A 15,859-nucleotide genomic window follows, 5' to 3' on the forward strand; every position below is an offset into this window, starting at 1 on the left:
CTTCTGGTCGCCGATTCGCGCTCTCTGTCCACATTCGTCCCGACAAAAAGTGCAAGATCGCGGTCTCTTCGAGCGCCTCGTGTGCGTGAAGACCGGCAGCGGCGCGCAACGCCCGCGCCCGCGCACTTATGATCACGCTCGTTCCAGGATCGAGTGGCCTCGAATGGCGTTGGATACCACCCGATCGTTGAACGAGCACGATCATGCCGGTCGGCCCGCATCCGGGTTGGCCAATCGGTGTCGGGGCCAGCCCCGCATGCCCCAACCCCGCTGGGGCGTGCCGTGGCGACAGGCGGGTGGGGGTCAGGTGTTGACGGTGGCGGAGAGTTCGCCTTGGGCCAGGCGCAGCCGTAGCGGGTCGCCGGGGGTGACCTCGGTTGCAGCGCGGACGACGTGGCCGTCAGGGCGTTGCACGATGGCGTAGCCGCGGTCGAGGGTGGCGGCCGGTGACAGCGCGCGGAGCCGGGCGAGGGTGTGTCGCAGCTCGTCGTCGGCGGCGCCGAGCCGGTGAGTCAGGCAGCGCTCGGCGCGCTGGCGCAGGGCGGCCAGGTCGCCGGCTCGCTGCTCGATCATCAGCTGCGGACGGGCCAGCACCGGCCGCGAGCGCAGCGCGTCGATCCGGTGTGTCTCGCGGTCGACCAGGTTGTGCACGGCCCGGTGCAGCCGGTGCCGGGCCTGGTTGATGAGGCGCAGTTCCTCGGCCAGGTCGGGTACCACCCGCTTGGCGGCGTCGGTGGGCGTCGACGCGCGTACGTCGGCCACGTAGTCGACCAGCGGTGCGTCCGTCTCGTGGCCGATCGCGCTGACCACCGGCGTGCGGCAGGCGTACACGGCCCGGCACAGTGCCTCGTCGGAGAAGGGAAGCAGGTCCTCGATGCCGCCCCCGCCCCGGGCCAGGATGATCACGTCGATGCTCGGGTCGGCGTCGAGCACCTTGAGCGCGTCCACGATCTGTGGCACGGCACCCGGGCCCTGGACGGCCACGTTCACGGTCCGGAACTCCACCGCCGGCCAGCGGCGGCGAGCGTTGGTCAACACGTCCCGTTCGGCGGCGCTGGCCCGGCCGGTGATCAGCCCGATCCGCTGTGGCAGGAACGGTGGCCGGCGCTTGCGGGCCCGGTCGAAGAGTCCCTCGGCGGCGAGCAGCTTCTTGAGTTTTTCCAGCCGGGCCAGCAGTTCCCCGAGGCCGACCTGGCGGATCTCGTCGGCGCGCAGGCTGAGCGTGCCCCGGGCCGCGTAGAACTCGGGCTTGGCGTGCAGCACGACGCGGGCGCCCTCGCGCAGTTCGGGGGCGCCGGCATCGAGCACGTCCCGGTTGGTGGTGACGGTGAGGCTCAGCTCGGCCGACGGGTCGCGCAGGGTCAGGAAGACGGTGCTCGCTCCGGGCCGGCGGCTGATCTGCGCCACCTGCCCGTCGACCCAGACCCAGCCCAGCCGTGCCACCCAGGCGCCGATCTTCTGGCTGACCACGCGCACCGGCCAGGGCTCCTCCGAGGTGCTCGGCGCCGTCCCCGCCCCTGACCCACCCGCATTCATCCCTCCACCCTAAGCCCCACCCCGCCCTCGTCCTGCCCACAGCTCCTTCCGTTGATCATGAGGTTGACGGCACTGTGGAGATCAACCACTGCCGTCAACCTCATGATCAACGGGGAGACCTGGGGGTTCGCGGTGGGCCCGCGTAGGATGAGGGGGTGACGACTTCCGGTACCGGCAAGCGCGTGCTCCTGGCCAAGCCCCGCGGTTACTGCGCGGGCGTCGACCGGGCGGTGCAGACCGTCGAGGAGGCCCTCAAGCTCTACGGCGTACCCATCTACGTCCGCAAGCAGATCGTGCACAACAAGCACGTGGTGCAGACGCTGGAGGCCAAGGGTGCGATCTTCGTGGAGGAGAACGAGGAGGTGCCCGAGGGCGCCACGGTGATCTTCTCCGCGCACGGTGTGGCACCCGAGGTCCACGAGCAGGCGAAGCAGCGGTCGCTGAAGGCGATCGACGCGACCTGCCCCCTGGTGACGAAGGTGCACCAGGAGGCGAAGCGGTTCGCCGCCGAGGACTACGACATTCTGCTCATCGGTCACGAGGGTCACGAGGAGGTCATCGGCACCTCGGGCGAGGCACCGGAGCACATTCAGCTGGTGGACGGCCCGGAAGACGTCGACCGGATCACCGTGCGGGACCCGAACAAGGTCGTCTGGTTGTCGCAGACCACGCTGTCGGTGGACGAGACGATGGAGACGGTGGCCCGGCTCAAGAAGCGGCTGCCGATGCTCGAGTCGCCGCCGAGTGACGACATCTGCTACGCCACCAGCAACCGGCAGTACGTGGTCAAGGAGATCGCGGCGGAGTGCGACGTGGTGATCGTCGTCGGCTCGCGCAACTCGTCCAACTCCGTACGGCTGGTGGAGGTGGCCCTGGACGCCGGGGCCCGCGCCGGGCACCTGGTCGACTTCGCCGACGAGATCGACGATGCCTGGCTGGCCGAGGCGCGGACGGTGGGGCTCACCTCGGGTGCGAGCGTGCCGGAGGATCTGGTCCAGGAGGTGCTGACGCATCTCGCCCAGCGCGGTTTCACCGACGTGGAGGAAGTGGTGACCGCCAACGAGCGGCTCACCTTCTCGCTGCCGCAGGAGCTCAGGCGCGACATGAAGGCCGCCGAGGCGGCCCGCGCCTGATCAGCCTCGCCGAATGGGAACGATTGACCGGCCCAACACGTCAGAGCAGGCATGAGGACCCTTCGGATCGCCGCCGCTGCGCTGCTCGTCTGCACAGCGCTCGTCGCCTGCGCCGGTCAGGACGCCGGGAACGACTTCGCCACCCCGACGGGAGCACCCGTGACCGAGCTGCCCACCCCGGATCCGACCGGCCCCGTCGTGTCGCCCACCGACCCGGTTGACCCGACCGCGCCGCTCAGCCGGCCCGGGAAGCGTCCGGGTGGCCCACCGATGCCGACGGCGACCAGCGAGCTGACCCTGACCGGCCGGATCGAGGCCGGTGTCGAGCCCGGCTGCCTGCTGCTCGACGGGTACCTGCTGCTCGGCGGCCCCCGCGAGGTGCTGACCGCCGGCGCTACGGTGACGGTGACCGGCCGACCCGCGCCGGGCATGCTCACCACCTGCCAGCAGGGCACTCCGTTCCAGGTGGAATCCGCCAAGCGCGCCTGACCGGCTGACCCCGCTGGACTGCGGGAGGGCCAGGGCTACCTCGACGGACAAAAAGGGAGCCCGCCCCCGGAGATCCGGGGACGGGCTCCCTGTGTGCGGTGCAGGTGGTGTCAGTTCACCGCGCCGATGGAGACGGTGCCACGACCGACGACCGCGCCCTCGGTGGTCACCACGGCCAGCTCACCTGCGAGCTTCCGGCCCGCGACCGGGGCGGACTGGGCGGTCACCGTACCCGAGATGGCGCCGGTGGCCCCGTGCACCAGGGTGGCGGTGCCGCTCGACGCCGTGAGCGTGCCAAGCGCCGGGGACGAGTACGAGTCCTGGTAGTCGTACTCGGTGCTGCCGCCGGCACCGTCCACCGAGTACGCGTCCACGAGAATCCGGTACGTGCCTGCTACCGGGTTGTTGAGGGTTACCGACTCTTCCGAGCCGCCGCTGGCGGACCAGGCGATCGGATCGGACAGCCCGGCCCGGTAGATGAACAGGTCCAGGTCGGAGCTGGCGTTCGACGGGTTGCCGATGCGAGCGGTGAAGCTGCTCGCCCCCGCCGGCACCTCGACGACGTACTCCTGCTGGGCCAGCTCGACGATGGTCGGCCGCTCGGCGTGCACGCTGGACAGCGGGCCGCCGCGCCCGGTCACCGAGACCGGACCGAAGGTGTTCTTCAGCGACCAGGTCACCGGGCTCGGGGAGCCGGCGGTGACCGTCGGCAGCTCGACCACGGCCGGGTCGACCGCGACGCCCTGGACCCGCGCCTGAAGCTGGAACGGGTTGTTCAGCGCCGGCGAGGTCCGCCGCGACTCCACCTCGATCTCCCAGACACCCGGCATCGGGTTGGCGTAGTCGCGCTCGAACGAGTCGCAGACGACCGTGCTGGCGAAGTTGGTGAAGCAGGCCAGGCTGGAGGTGCTCTCCACCGGAACGCCCCACGGGTTGATCGCGATGAAGCGGGTCTGCGACCCGGTGGCGATGCCGGAGAGGTTCACCTGGAGCGCACCGGCGCCCGGCGGGACCGTCACGAAGTACGACGTGGTGCTGTTCCGGTCCACCGAGCCGCGCTCGGAGTACGCGAAGCTGGGCTTGCTGACGTCGTTCGAGGCCACCACCACGGCGGAGACCTCGAAGTCGATCGTGTTGGTGGCCGGGTCGTCGACGGTCACGATGGTGCTGTGCGCGCCCGCCGTCTTCGGCTTGGCGGTGACCGTGACGGTGACGGCCTTGTTCAGCGGCAGCGTGACGTTCTTCGGCGCCGAGAAGGTGCCGTTGTTGCCGCGCAGGCCGATGTTGTGCTTGATGTTGCCGGCCGGGCCGCTGGTCCGGGTCAGCGTGACCTGGTACGACTTCGACTGGTTGACCTTGTGGCCGCCGTCGGCGGAACCGCAGCGGTTGTAGACACCGGTGCCACGGTGCGGGGTGGCCAGCTGGTCGGAGAGCACCGTGCAGACCGGGGCGTCCGAGGTGTAATCGTTGGGCTCCACGCTCTTGCGCAGCAGCTTCCAGGCGGCCGGCACGTCGAACATTCCGTAGCCCTGGGCGTACGTCGGGGTGTCGGCGATCGGCTTGGCCGAGCTGTAGATGGCCCGACGCAGCGCGGCCGGGGTGATTCCCTGGTCGGTCGCCCGGCCGGCGGAGAGCAGCAGCGCGGCGCCGCCGGTGGCCTGCGGGGAGGCCATTGAGGTGCCGTTGAACATGCTGTAGCCCGGCGGCAGCGGGTAGCCGGCCTCGGCGACCGGGCTGCCGGCCTGCCAGACCGGGGTGGTGGAGATCGCCGAACCCGGTGCGGCGATGTTCGGCTTGGCGCCGCCGTCCTCACGCGGGCCGCGCGAGGAGAAGTTGAACAAGGCGTTCTTCTTCTTGACCGCCGAGCCGTAGTTGGCCAGCCAGGTGTCCTTGCTGACGCTCGCCGCCACGCTGACCACGTTGCTCGAGGCGGACGGGTCGCCGATGGTGTTCACGCCCGGGCCGGAGTTGCCGGCCGAGATGAACATCTGCACCCCGTACGTGGTGATCAGGTTGTTGTAGAGGGTGGCGCGGGCGTTGTTGCCGTCGTTGAGCGCCGGCAGGCCACCGATCGACATGTTGATGACGTCGACCCCACGGTTGATCACCAGGTCGGCCATGCCGGTGGTGAGCGCGGCGTACGTGCAGCCACCACCCCACGAGCAGGCCCGGGAGGAAACCAACTTGGCGCCGGGGGCGACACCGTTGAACGCGCTGTTGCCCAGCATGCTGTTGGCGGCGGTGATGCCGGCGACGTGCGTGCCGTGCGCGCTCTCGATGATGCCGATGTTGACGTAGTCGACCAGACCCGGGCCGCGGAGCGGCGTGGTGTCGACGTTCTTGCGGTACTCGACCACGAACGACATCCGCTCCGCCACCGGCGTCGCCGGGTTGTCGGTGCCGAGGTAGCCGACGTCGAACTTCTCCTTGTACGGCCGCATCACGGCCTCGTCGGTGAAGTCACCGTCCTGGTCGGTGTCGACCCAGATGTTGTTGGTCGCCGGGTCGAAGAGGATGCCCCACCGGTCGGTCTTGTCACCGTCGCGGTTGACGTCACCGGCCGGCTCGCTCCGCTCGGTGATCGACTCGCTGAACAGGTTGAACCGGTAGGTGCCCGCCGGGGCGGTCCAGGTGCGACCCGCCTCGGTGAAGGAAGGGCCCGTCACCTGGGTGATCATCGGGCGCCAGGTGGCGTCCTCGAACGGATCGGTGGCGGTGACCCAGTCGACGATCTTCCGCTCGCCGGTGGTGGTCTTCTGCAGCGCGGGGTGCTCCAGGTCCACACCGGAGTCCATGATGCCGATGGTGACGCCGCGGCCGTCCCACTTGGGGTTCTGCTTGACGAACTTGACCGCAGCGATCTCGCCGGTCGGCATGTACGGGTTGTCGGCGGGCGTCTTGGCGCCCGGGCCGCTGAGGGTGCTGGCCTGCTTCTCGGCCTTCTTGCCGCCGGCGACGACCTCCGGCTTCGGGTCGGGTAGCTGGATCTTCTCGTCCAGGTCGACCGCGGCGACGCCGGGCAGGGTGGCGGCCTTCAGCGCCTTGCTGGTCGGCACCTTGGCCAGCACGTAGCCGATGGTGTCGTAGCGTTCGCTGACCGCGGCGCCGAGGTCCTTGAGGTCGCCCTCGACCTCCTTCGCCTTGCCCTTCTCGGTGGCGACGATCATCGTGACGGTGGGAGCGTTCTTCGCCTCCGCCTCGGCGAGCAGCTTGGCGTCGTGCTGACCGAGCGCCTCGGCGGGGGTGACCTGCGCGGGGTCGGAGCCGGCGGGAGCGGCGCTTGCGGTGGCGGCACCGCCCGCCACGGTCACGGCGCTGGCCGCCATGACCGAGGCGAAGAGCGCGGCGGAGGTACGCCGGCTCAGGTTTCGGGGTTTACTCACGTTCTCTTTCCTCCAGAGAACTCAGGCACCCTCCAGATGCAGGGCACGCGTCAGCGAAATCCTTCGGGTGCCGACCGCCGATGTCACTACCGACCGGTACGTTGTGACCATCTCGTGATATGCGTGATGCGTACTGTCACATATCCGCCGGTCAGAGCGCCGTTTCGGTTGACCGCATTCGATCGTCCGGTGTGGAATCATCGACCAGTTCGGGAGCCTGCGGCTGTCGGGGGGCCAGCTCCACCTGCCCCGGCGTGGGCAGCTCCCGGTCGGACACTCCCAGCTCGGCCAGCTTGCGCGCGCTGACCAGCACCCGCGCCTCCAGCGACCCGACCGCCCGGTTGTACGCGGTCACCGCCGCGCCGAGCGAGGAGCCGAGCTTGCCGACGTGCTCGCCGAGCGTCGACAGTCGGGCGTACAACTCCCGGGCCAGCGTGTGCACGGCGACCGCGTTACGGGCCAGCTGTTCCTGCCGCCAGGACCAGGCCACCGTACGCAGCATCGCGACCAGGGTGGCCGGGGTGGCCAGCACCACGTTGCGGGCGAAGGCGTGCTCCAGCAACGTCGGGTCGCGCTGCAACGCCACGTCCAGGAACGGATCGGCCGGCACGAAGAGCACCACGAACTCCGGGGTGGACTCGAACGCCGCCCAGTACGACTTGGCGGCCAGCGCGTCCACATGGGCCCGCAGGTGCTTCGCGTGCGCGTCGAGGTGGGTGTTTCGGCCGCGCTCGTCGCGCGCCTCCATCGCGGTGAGGTACGCGTCGAACGGCGCCTTCGCGTCCACCACCACTGTCCGCCCGCCGTGCAGGCGGACCACCAGGTCGGGGCGTACGGTCTGGTGGTCGGTGGCGGCGGTGACCTGCTCGGAGAAGTCGCAGTGCTCCAGCATGCCGGCGGCCTCGACGATCCGGCGCAGCTGGTGCTCACCCCACCGGCCGCGTACCTGCGGTGCGCGCAGCGCCGCCACCAACTGCTTGGTCTCGGTACGCAGCTCGCCGGAGACGGCGCTCATCGAGCGCACCTGCTCACGCAGCTCGGCGTACGCGTCGACCCGGTCGCGCTCCAGTTCGGCCACCCGCTGCTCGTAGCGGCGCAGCGTGTCGTGCAGCGGGGCCACCGCCCGGGCGACCGCCTCCTGCGACTGGGCCGTCGCCTCGTAGGTGAGCGCCCGCATCGACTGCTCCAGCCGGCCCTCGCCGTCACGGGTGGCGCGCAGGGTGGCGTCCAGCCGGGCGATCTCGGTCGCCGCGCGGGCTCGGCCGGCGAACCAGCCCACCGCGCCACCGGCACCGAGGCAGACGACGACAACTGCCAGTGTCGTGAACTCCACGCCACGAGCTTGCCAAACACCACCGAGTGACGCCGCGACAGGCCGTACGCGTTGAGTGGTCCAGATCTGGAAGCCGGACGGGTGGACTCGGTTGAGCTGGACCTGCGGTGATTGAGCTGGCTGAGCCTCGCCGTCATCGCGCTCCTGCTCGGCTACGGCGCGTTGCCTTCGATCTTGTGACACTGTCGATGGGCTGAGCAGGTGGGTCCGTGGCATCGGGTCGGTACGTTTGAAATGTGGAACTTTTGCTGGTCGTACTCCTGATGGTGATGCTCGTCGCCGGGCTGGTCTGGTGGCAGCGGCAGCGTGCGGCGCGTGAGCTCGCCGACGTGCAGGCCGACGCGCGACGCTGGTACGAGCGCCTCGGCGGACAGGTGATGAACCTCAGCGGCGAGGAACCGGCGGTACGCCAGGCGCTGGCCGACGCCGCGGAGCGCTACCACGCCGCCGGTTCGCAGCTGGAGCAGGCGCGCAGCGTCACGCAATACCGGCTGGCCCGGGAGACCGCGATCGAGGGCCTCACCTACATCCGGGCCGCCCGGGTGGCGCTCGGCATCGATCCGGGGCCCGACCTGCCGCCGCTGGCCGCAGCGAGCGGTGCTGGGCAGCTGACCGTGCCGCGCCAGGTCGATGTGCAGGGCCAGACGCTCAAGGCGGGTCCGCAGCCGGGCCGGGACACGCCGTACTACTACCCCGGCGGGCGGATGCAGGGCCGGCCGGTGCCGGCGGGCTGGTACTCGACACCTTGGTGGAAGACCGCACTGGGTGCCGGTGCCGGCGTCATCGGCGGCATGCTGATCGCCGACGCGCTCTTCTCGCCGTCGTTCGGCGACCCCGGCTATGGTGCCGAGGCCGCCGGCATGGACGCCACCGGCGCCGACTTCGGCGGCGGTGACTTCGGCGACCCCGGTGCCGGCGACTTCGGCGGTGGTGATTTCGGCGGTGGTGATTTCGGCGGCGGCGATTTCGGCGGCGGCTTCGACATCTGACGCCCAGTCCGAGCGGCAGGTGTTAAGAAGGGGCCCCTCCTATGCACGAGGCGTTAATAAGGGGCCCCTCCTTACACGTCAGCCGGTGTTGCGCATGCCGGCGGCGATGCCGTTGACGGTGGTGAGCAGCGCGCGCTCCAGGGCGGTGCCGTCGCCGGGGGCGCGGCGGCCGCCGGGCGCGGTGGACACTGCCCGGCCAGCGGCGCCGGAGTCGCGGTACTGCCCCAGCAGCGCCACCTGGAGGTGGTGCAGCGGCTCCAGGTAGGTGTCGCGAACGGCGAGGGTGCGTTGCAGCACGGGGGAGTTCTCCAGCAGCGCCGGCGAGTCGGTGACCGCCAGCACCTCCCGCTTGGTCAGTTCGTACTCCTCCTCGATCTTGGCGAAGATCGGGTGCAGCTTCTTCGGGACCAGGGTCTCCACGTAGCGGCGGGCGATGCCGAGGTCGGTCTTGGTCAGCATCATCTCGACGTTCGACAGGAACGTGCGGAAGAAGTGCCAGTTGCGGTTCATCTCGGCCAGCACGTCGGCCAGGCCCGCCTCGCGGGCGGCGGCTAGGCCGGAGCCGACCCCGAACCAGCCGGGCACGATCTGCCGGGTCTGGGTCCAGCCGAACACCCACGGGATGGCGCGCAGGCCGGCCAGCCCGGCACCCGTGTTCGGCCGCTTCGCCGGCCGGGAGCCGATGTTCAGCGCACCGAGCAGCTCGGTCGGCGTGGACGCCCAGAAGTACGCCGGCAGGTCCGGATCCTCCACCAGCGACCGGTACGACCGGAACGCGGACTCGGACACCACGTCCATCGTCGCGTCCCAGCGTTCCAGCATCTCGGCCGGCTGCCGGGGCGCGGTGTGCAGCAGCGTCGCCTGGAGCACGGCGGCCACGGTCAGCTCCAGGTTCTCCCGGGCCAGCGCGGGCAGCGTGTACTTGTCGGAGATGACCTCACCCTGCTCGGTCACCTTGATCGCGCCGTCCAGCGTGCCGTAGGGCTGGGCCAGGATCGCGTCGTGCGTCGGCCCGCCGCCGCGCCCCACCGTGCCGCCCCGGCCGTGGAACAGCCGCAGGTGCACCCCGTGTCGGGCGGCCACGTCCCGCAGCGCCCGCTGGGCCCGGTGGATGGACCACTGGCTGGTGGTGATGCCGGCCTCCTTGTTGGAGTCGGAGTAGCCGAGCATCACCTCCTGCACGTCGCCCCGGGCGGCCACCAGCGCGCGGTACGCGGGCAGGGAGAGCAACTCGTCGAGCAGTTCACCGCCGGAGTTCAGCTCGGCCGGCGTCTCCAGCAGCGGCACGAAACCGATCCGGGCTCGACCGCTGTGCGCGTCGACCAGCCCGGCCTCCCGGGCCAGCACCACTGCGGCCAGCACGTCGTCCACCCCGAGCGTCATCGAGATGATGTACGACTCGATGACCTCGGCACCGAACCGGTCCTGCGCCTCGCGGATGGTGCCGAACACGTCGAACGTCTTGCGGGCGTTCTCGGTCAACGGGGTGTCCACCGTGGACAGCGGTCGACGGCCGGTCAGCTCGTCGGCGAGCAGCTTGGTGCGCTCCAGCCGGGTCAGCGCCGGGTAGTCGGAGACCTCACCGACCGCCGCGTACAGCTGGCCCAGCACCTCGTGGTGCTTCTCGGCGTGCTCGCGGACGTCCATTGTCGCCAGGTGCAGGCCGAACGCGGAGACGGTACGGATGGTCGAGGCGAGCCGGCCGACCGCGGTGAGCTGACCGGAGTTGCGGGCCAGCGAGGCGCGCAGCAGTTCCAGGTCGGCGATCAGCTCGGCCGAGCCCCGGTAGTCGCGCCCCGGCACGTGCGGGGTGCCCTGGCGCAGCCGGGCGCGGGTGTTGGCCAGCTTGGCGCGTACGCAGCGGGCCTTCAGGCGGTACGGCTCCTCGGCGTTGACCCGGCGGAACCGGGGCGCCACCTCGGGCAGCGCGTCCAGGTCGGTGGCGAGGCTGGCGGAGAGGTCCAGCGACACCCCGCGCAACCGGCGGGAGACCGACACCTCGTTGATCAGCTCCTCCATCGCCGCCTCGGTGGCGGACAGCCCGTGCTCGTGCTGGATGACCAGCACCTCGCGGGTGACCGTCGGGGTGACGAACGGGTTGCCGTCCCGGTCGCCGCCGATCCAGGTGCCGAAGGTCAGCGGCCGGGCCGTCGGCGAGGTCTCCACGCCGAGGGTGCGCAGCGTCTCGGCCAGGTCGTCGAGCACCTGCGGGGCGGCCTCGGCGTAGAGATCGCGCAAATAGTAGATGGCGTTGCGGGCCTCGTCGGTCGGGTCCGGCCGGTCCAGCCGCAGCTCGTCGGTCTGCCACATCAGGTCGAGCAGTTCGGCCAGCCGTCGGTTCGCCGGGCCCTCGTCGCTGGCGCCGTAGAGGATCGCGTTGGCCGTCTCGGCGTCCAACTCGTCGGCGATCGCGCGCAGCTTGGACAGGATCGAGCGGCGGGCCGCCTCGGTCGGGTGGGCGGTGAAGACCGGGCGTACCGCCAACCGGCGGGCCACCGCGGCGATCTCCTCCGCCGGCACCCCGCGCTCGGAGATCATCTTGGCCGCCTGGTCCAGCCAGCCACCGTGCACCGCGCGGCGGCGGCGCAGGTCGCGGGCCCGGTGCACCTGCTCGGTGATGTTGGCCAGGTGGAAGTAGGTGGAGAAGGCGCGGGCCAGCTTGGTGCCGGTGGTCACGTCCAGCCCACCCAGCCGGCGGGCGGCGGCCGGCGCGTCGGTACGGACCTGGGCGCGGATCTCCTCGACGAGGTCGAGCAGAGGGCGCCCTTCCTGGCGGGCCAGCGTCTGGCCGAGCAGGGTGCCGAGGCGGCGGATGTCGGCGCGAAGGGCGGCGTCCGGGCCGTCGTGATCGTGCTGGTCGGTCACCATGCGCTCCTCACGTGAGTACGAAGGACAGCGCTGTCCGACTGCCCTGATCGTATCCACGCCCGACCGGATGTAAGGAGGGGCCCCTTGTTATCGCCTTTTGTATAGGAGGGGTCCCCTCTTAACATCCCGGCCACCGGGTGCCCGCCGTCGATGAGGTGTCAGCGCTGGTGGGACGGGCGGTGGCGCGCCGGGTGGGCGGTGGCGCGCCGACCGCGTACCCGCGTCGCGGTGATCAATCCCACGATGCCGGCACCATGCCGATCACCAATCGGGTGCCGACCGTGCTGGCCGGCGTCGCTGACCGCGGTCGCCGGCCCGCGTGGCCTTTCGGCCCTTCTGCCGCCCAAAAGCGCTGGTGGCGGTCGATAGCGTTGCGGCATGACATCGTTGATCTATCCCCCGAAGCCGCGACCCGGCGACCGGGTCGCGGTCGTCTCACCCTCCGCCGGCCTGCCGGGTCTCTTCCCGCACGTGTACGAGCTGGGGCTGCGCCGGCTGCGCGAAGAGTACGGCCTGGAGCCGGTGGAGTATCCGACCACTCGGATCATGGGTGCCGACCCACGCGACCGGGCCCGGGACCTCAACGACGCCTTCGCCGATCCGACAATCACCGCCGTCCTGGCCACCGTCGGCGGGGACGACCTGATCACGGTCACACCCCACCTGGACGACGAGGTGCTACGGGCCAATCCGAAGCCCTACTTCGGCTACTCGGACAACACCAACGTGCTCAATCACCTGCACCGGCTGGGCATCGTGAGCTACCACGGCGGGTCGGTGCTGGTGCACCTCGGCCGGCCCGGCGCGTTGCACCCGCTGACCGCAGACTCGCTGCGCGCCGCCCTGTTCACCGCCGACTGGTACGACCTGACTTCCGCGCCGGAGTGGGGCGACGAGCCGAACGACTGGAACGACCCCGGGTGCCTGGCGGAAGAACCGGCGATGTTTCCCGGTGCGGGCTGGCAGTGGCAGGGCCCGGCAACGGTGGTCGAGGGCCCTGCCTGGGGCGGCAACCTGGAAGTCCTGCACTGGCTGCTCGCCGCCGACCGGGTCGCCCCGGTGGCGTCGTTGGCCGGCTCGGTCTTCCTGATGGAGACCTCGGAGGAGTTGCCGCCGGCCGTCGAGGTCTACCGGATGCTGCGTAACCTCGGCGAGCGCGGCCTGCTCGCCACCTTCCCCGCCGCGCTGGTCGGTCGCGCCAAGGCCTGGGAGTTCGGCCGCCGACTCACCCCGGACGAGAAGCGGGCGTACGCCCGGGAGCAGCGCGCCGCCGTCACCCGAGCCTTCGCCGAGTACGCACCCGACACGGTGCTGGTCTTCGACGTCGACCTGGGCCACACCGACCCGCAACTGATTATCCCGTACGGCGGCGAGGTCCGCATCGACGCGGCCGAACGCCGCATCTCGGTGCGCTACTGACGTTGATCATCAACTGCCGCCGGATGCTCGACCTCCGCCACATGCTTGCCGCGTGTCGGTTTGCTCTGGCGCACGCTATCGCCTTGACCAGGTGGCGCTAGTCGGCGTGCTGGTGCGGGCGGTTCTGCTTGATCCATGCCTCGACCGCGTCTCGGTCCCAGATCCGCATCCGGCCGTTGCCGACCACGTCGATCGGCTCGGGAAAGCCCGGCCTGCGAACGATCTCCGTGGCGCGCGTGCGTGACACGCCGCCGAGCATCTCGGCTACGTCGGCCAGCGCGGCAAGTCTCACGCCGCGACCGTAGGCAGACCACGGGTTGCCACTTAGCCACTTGCCTACTTGACGGTGCCGAAGTGGCAAGTAAAACTGATGTGGTCACGATGGTCGCAAAGGTGACCGCCGCCCTCGGTGCGTGTTTGGACGCGTCGAGGGCATGACCCTGTGACGTAGGACGGCCCGGGGCGGAGGTGGCGCTCCGTTCTCCCGGGCCTTGACCGGGAAGGAGCCCCGGCCCATGCGCAACCTATCGAACGCTGCCCACCCGCCGTGGTGCCTGCGCGGCTCGGACTGTGCCGGGCGCAACGACCTGCATTTGTCCCGTCTCATCGGTACGGCCGTGCGAGGCGATGAGGTGATCCAGGTCAGGATCGGCCTGTGGCGGATGGACGTCGGCCCGACTCCGCCGTCCGGCCTGTTGCTCGAGCTGTCCGCCGGCGCGGACGCCGAACGCTGGCCGATCGACCTGGCCCAGTCTCGTTCGCTGGCCCACCTGTCCCAGCGGCTGGTACGCCGGCTCGGTCCAGGCTCGACCCGAGCCGCTTGACGGCCCACCGAGACCAAGATCGACTCCACTTGCGCGATGTTGCGGTGTCCGCTGCCGGTGGATACCGCAACATCGCGTATCTGGAGTTGACCTTGAACGTGGCCCGGACGGGGCCCGCGCGACGGTCAGACGAGGGGGCAACGGCCGGCGCTGAAGTGGGCGACGGCCGCCAGGATCTCTGCCTCGGACTTGTCGGCGAAGTTGAGTGTGGCGACGAGCCCGGAACCGTAGAAGGCGCTCAAACCCGCGCTGTCCAGCGCCGTGTACGCGCCGAGGTTCTGCAGGGCGCGCGTGTCGCGCGGCTTGACGACCAGCATCTTCTCCAGGCTCCACCGGCGGCGCGAAATCTGTGCGATGCCCTCCCAGGGCAGCCAGATCGCCTGGCCCCGGGTCGGCCGGGTACGGATCCAGAGCCCGGCCGGGCCCAGCGCCAGCACCGGACCGCCGGAGCCGATCAGCCACAGCTGGATGCCCAGCGGCAGGCAGATCACGGCCAGCAGGCAACCGAGCAAGCCCAGGAAGCCGAGGAGCGCTCCGCTCCCGCTATCGGCCGAACCCATGACGCCGGCCCCGATGCAGCAGGCGATCGGCACGATGAGCAGCAGCGCGACGCCCAAGAAGGTCAGGCCACGCTTGGTGATGTTGGGGCGTACGACGAAGGGTTGGTCCTCGGGGATGCGCCGGACGAGGGGCGCCGACGGCGGGTGGCCCCCCGACGGCGGGTGACCTCCCGGCGGGGGGAAGCTTCCCGGTGGGTAGGGGCCGGCCGACCCGCGGGGGTTTCCCGGCGGTTGGTCGCCGTAGGGAGAGTGCGGCGGGAATCCGGGTGGCGGAGTGGTCACCTGTCTCGCTCTCAGTCGACGGTGGCGTACGCGCGGACGGGGAAGGTGGCCATGCCGGCCACCCGGGGCGGGGCGGCGGTGAAGCGGAAACCGTCGGGCGGCAACGCGGCCAGCCCGGTGAGGTGTTCCACGATCGGGATGCCGGCGGCCAGCAGGGCGCTGTGCGCGGGTCGCTCGCCCCCGGCCGCTGGGCTCATGTCGTCGATGTTGATCGAGTCGATGCCGACCAGGGCGGCACCCGCGTCCACGAGAGCCTCTGCGCCGTCACCGGTCAGGTAGGGCGCCTCCGGCGCGCCGTACCGCTCGGTGCCGAAGTGGATGTCCCAGCCGGTGTGCAGCAACACCGCCCGCCCGGCGACGTCGTACGGGGCCAGCAGCAGACGGTCCACGGCGCGGGTCCCGGCGGGCAGCCGCACCACGATGCCGGGCAGGTCGGCGAGGCGGTCCAGCGCGGTGTCGGCCAGGTCGGCGCCATCGGCGTACCGGTGCGCGGGAGTGTCCAGGTACGTGCCGGTGTTGGCGATCATGTCGATTCGGGCCACATGGAACTCCGTGCCCGGGGCGTAGCGCTGCCGGGACGCCTCGCGGGTCAGCCAATCGGTGACCCGGGGTGCCGGCCAGCCGGGCAGCGTGGTCATCCCGTCACTGATCACATGGCTCAACTCGATCAGTCGCCGACCGGCGGTACCGCTCGCCGTACCAGCGGAAGCGGCGACGGCACGCCCACCCTTGTGCGCTTCCTCGATGATCGTCTTGTTCGTGATCCGTACCTCGGCCACCATCAGCAGGCCGAGGTGCCGAACGAAGAGCGCTGCCAGGTCGGCGTCATGGATCGCGTCGCCGGGTATGTCCAGCCGGAACCCCTCGGTACTGAGGCCGCCGCCGTTGGCGAAAGCGACCTCTGCGTCGAACTGCGCCCGAAAATCCCCGCTCATGGTTCGGCAGCCGACCACAGCCGCAAACCGGCGTCAAGGTCCGGTCACGCGGATCGTTGCCGCGCTGATCCGTTTGTGTGGTCAGCTCGACAGGAACCACACCCCACC

Annotated in this window: 12 protein-coding genes; 5 read left to right on the forward strand and 7 right to left on the reverse strand. The window is 70.6% G+C overall.

Features of this window, described 5'->3' with window-relative positions; translation table 11 throughout:
* Positions 1-303 precede the first annotated feature (303 nt).
* Entirely contained in the window at positions 304-1,536 is a 1,233-nt protein-coding gene (gene xseA, locus IEY61_RS00115; protein WP_189040139.1) for an exodeoxyribonuclease VII large subunit, read from the reverse strand.
* A 155-nt stretch (positions 1,537-1,691) separates the two neighbouring features.
* On the opposite strand from xseA, the gene IEY61_RS00120 reads away from it, so the two are divergent.
* Positions 1,692-2,669: a 4-hydroxy-3-methylbut-2-enyl diphosphate reductase gene (locus IEY61_RS00120; RefSeq protein ID WP_189040140.1), complete on the forward strand. Its 978-nt coding sequence runs from the start codon at positions 1,692-1,694 to the stop codon at positions 2,667-2,669.
* Between the two features lie 51 nt (positions 2,670-2,720).
* The gene (locus IEY61_RS00125) at positions 2,721-3,158 is read left to right on the forward strand and encodes a hypothetical protein (protein ID WP_189040141.1); all 438 of its coding nucleotides are present in this window, start codon (positions 2,721-2,723) and stop codon (positions 3,156-3,158) included.
* A gap of 110 nt (positions 3,159-3,268) precedes the next feature.
* Here IEY61_RS00125 and IEY61_RS00130 read toward each other — a convergent pair whose 3' ends face one another.
* Both IEY61_RS00130 and IEY61_RS00135 read right to left on the reverse strand, forming a co-directional pair.
* On the reverse strand, positions 3,269-6,541 hold the full coding sequence (locus IEY61_RS00130; protein ID WP_189040142.1) for a S8 family serine peptidase: 3,273 nt from the start codon (positions 6,539-6,541) through the stop codon (positions 3,269-3,271).
* A 151-nt stretch (positions 6,542-6,692) separates the two neighbouring features.
* Positions 6,693-7,874: a DNA recombination protein RmuC gene (locus IEY61_RS00135; protein WP_189040143.1), complete on the reverse strand. Its 1,182-nt coding sequence runs from the start codon at positions 7,872-7,874 to the stop codon at positions 6,693-6,695.
* A gap of 236 nt (positions 7,875-8,110) precedes the next feature.
* Here IEY61_RS00135 and IEY61_RS00140 point away from each other — a divergent pair, with 236 nt between their 5' ends.
* The gene (locus IEY61_RS00140; RefSeq protein WP_189040144.1) at positions 8,111-8,863 is read left to right on the forward strand and encodes a DUF2076 domain-containing protein; all 753 of its coding nucleotides are present in this window, start codon (positions 8,111-8,113) and stop codon (positions 8,861-8,863) included.
* Between the two features lie 78 nt (positions 8,864-8,941).
* Here the strand turns inward: IEY61_RS00140 and ppc are convergent, their stop codons facing one another.
* Positions 8,942-11,728: a phosphoenolpyruvate carboxylase gene (gene ppc, locus IEY61_RS00145; protein WP_189040145.1), complete on the reverse strand. Its 2,787-nt coding sequence runs from the start codon at positions 11,726-11,728 to the stop codon at positions 8,942-8,944.
* Positions 11,729-12,109: 381 nt separating this feature from the next.
* On the opposite strand from ppc, the gene IEY61_RS00150 reads away from it, so the two are divergent.
* Entirely contained in the window at positions 12,110-13,150 is a 1,041-nt protein-coding gene (locus IEY61_RS00150; RefSeq protein ID WP_189040146.1) for a S66 family peptidase, read from the forward strand.
* 97 nt (positions 13,151-13,247) lie between these two features.
* On the opposite strand, the gene IEY61_RS00155 is transcribed toward IEY61_RS00150, so the two are convergent.
* A complete protein-coding gene (locus IEY61_RS00155) occupies positions 13,248-13,442 on the reverse strand; it encodes a helix-turn-helix transcriptional regulator (protein WP_189040147.1) in 195 nt (64 codons plus the stop codon).
* A 223-nt stretch (positions 13,443-13,665) separates the two neighbouring features.
* Between IEY61_RS00155 and IEY61_RS00160 the strand changes: the two genes are divergently transcribed.
* Complete coding sequence (locus IEY61_RS00160) at positions 13,666-13,974, forward strand: hypothetical protein (protein ID WP_189040148.1); 309 nt, start codon at positions 13,666-13,668, stop codon at positions 13,972-13,974.
* A 125-nt stretch (positions 13,975-14,099) separates the two neighbouring features.
* Here IEY61_RS00160 and IEY61_RS00165 read toward each other — a convergent pair whose 3' ends face one another.
* Positions 14,100-14,591, reverse strand: coding sequence for a hypothetical protein (locus tag IEY61_RS00165; RefSeq protein WP_189040149.1), 492 nt, complete (start codon positions 14,589-14,591; stop codon positions 14,100-14,102).
* Between the two features lie 236 nt (positions 14,592-14,827).
* Entirely contained in the window at positions 14,828-15,751 is a 924-nt protein-coding gene (locus tag IEY61_RS00170; RefSeq protein WP_189040150.1) for a cyclase family protein, read from the reverse strand.
* Positions 15,752-15,859 lie beyond the last annotated feature (108 nt).

The sequence above is a fragment of the Micromonospora sonchi genome (assembly GCF_014646235.1).
GTDB classification, from domain to species: domain Bacteria; phylum Actinomycetota; class Actinomycetes; order Mycobacteriales; family Micromonosporaceae; genus Micromonospora; species Micromonospora sonchi.

Bases quoted from the DNA above. Each gene is read 5' to 3' on its own strand.
- xseA (WP_189040139.1), bottom strand. From the start codon at position 1,536: ATGAATGCGGGTGGGTCAGGGGCGGGGACGGCGCCGAGCACCTCGGAG.
- IEY61_RS00125 (WP_189040141.1), top strand. From the start codon at position 2,721: ATGAGGACCCTTCGGATCGCCGCCGCTGCGCTGCTCGTCTGCACAGCG.
- IEY61_RS00150 (WP_189040146.1), top strand. From the start codon at position 12,110: ATGACATCGTTGATCTATCCCCCGAAGCCGCGACCCGGCGACCGGGTC.
- IEY61_RS00160 (WP_189040148.1), top strand. From the start codon at position 13,666: ATGCGCAACCTATCGAACGCTGCCCACCCGCCGTGGTGCCTGCGCGGC.
- IEY61_RS00170 (WP_189040150.1), bottom strand. From the start codon at position 15,751: ATGAGCGGGGATTTTCGGGCGCAGTTCGACGCAGAGGTCGCTTTCGCC.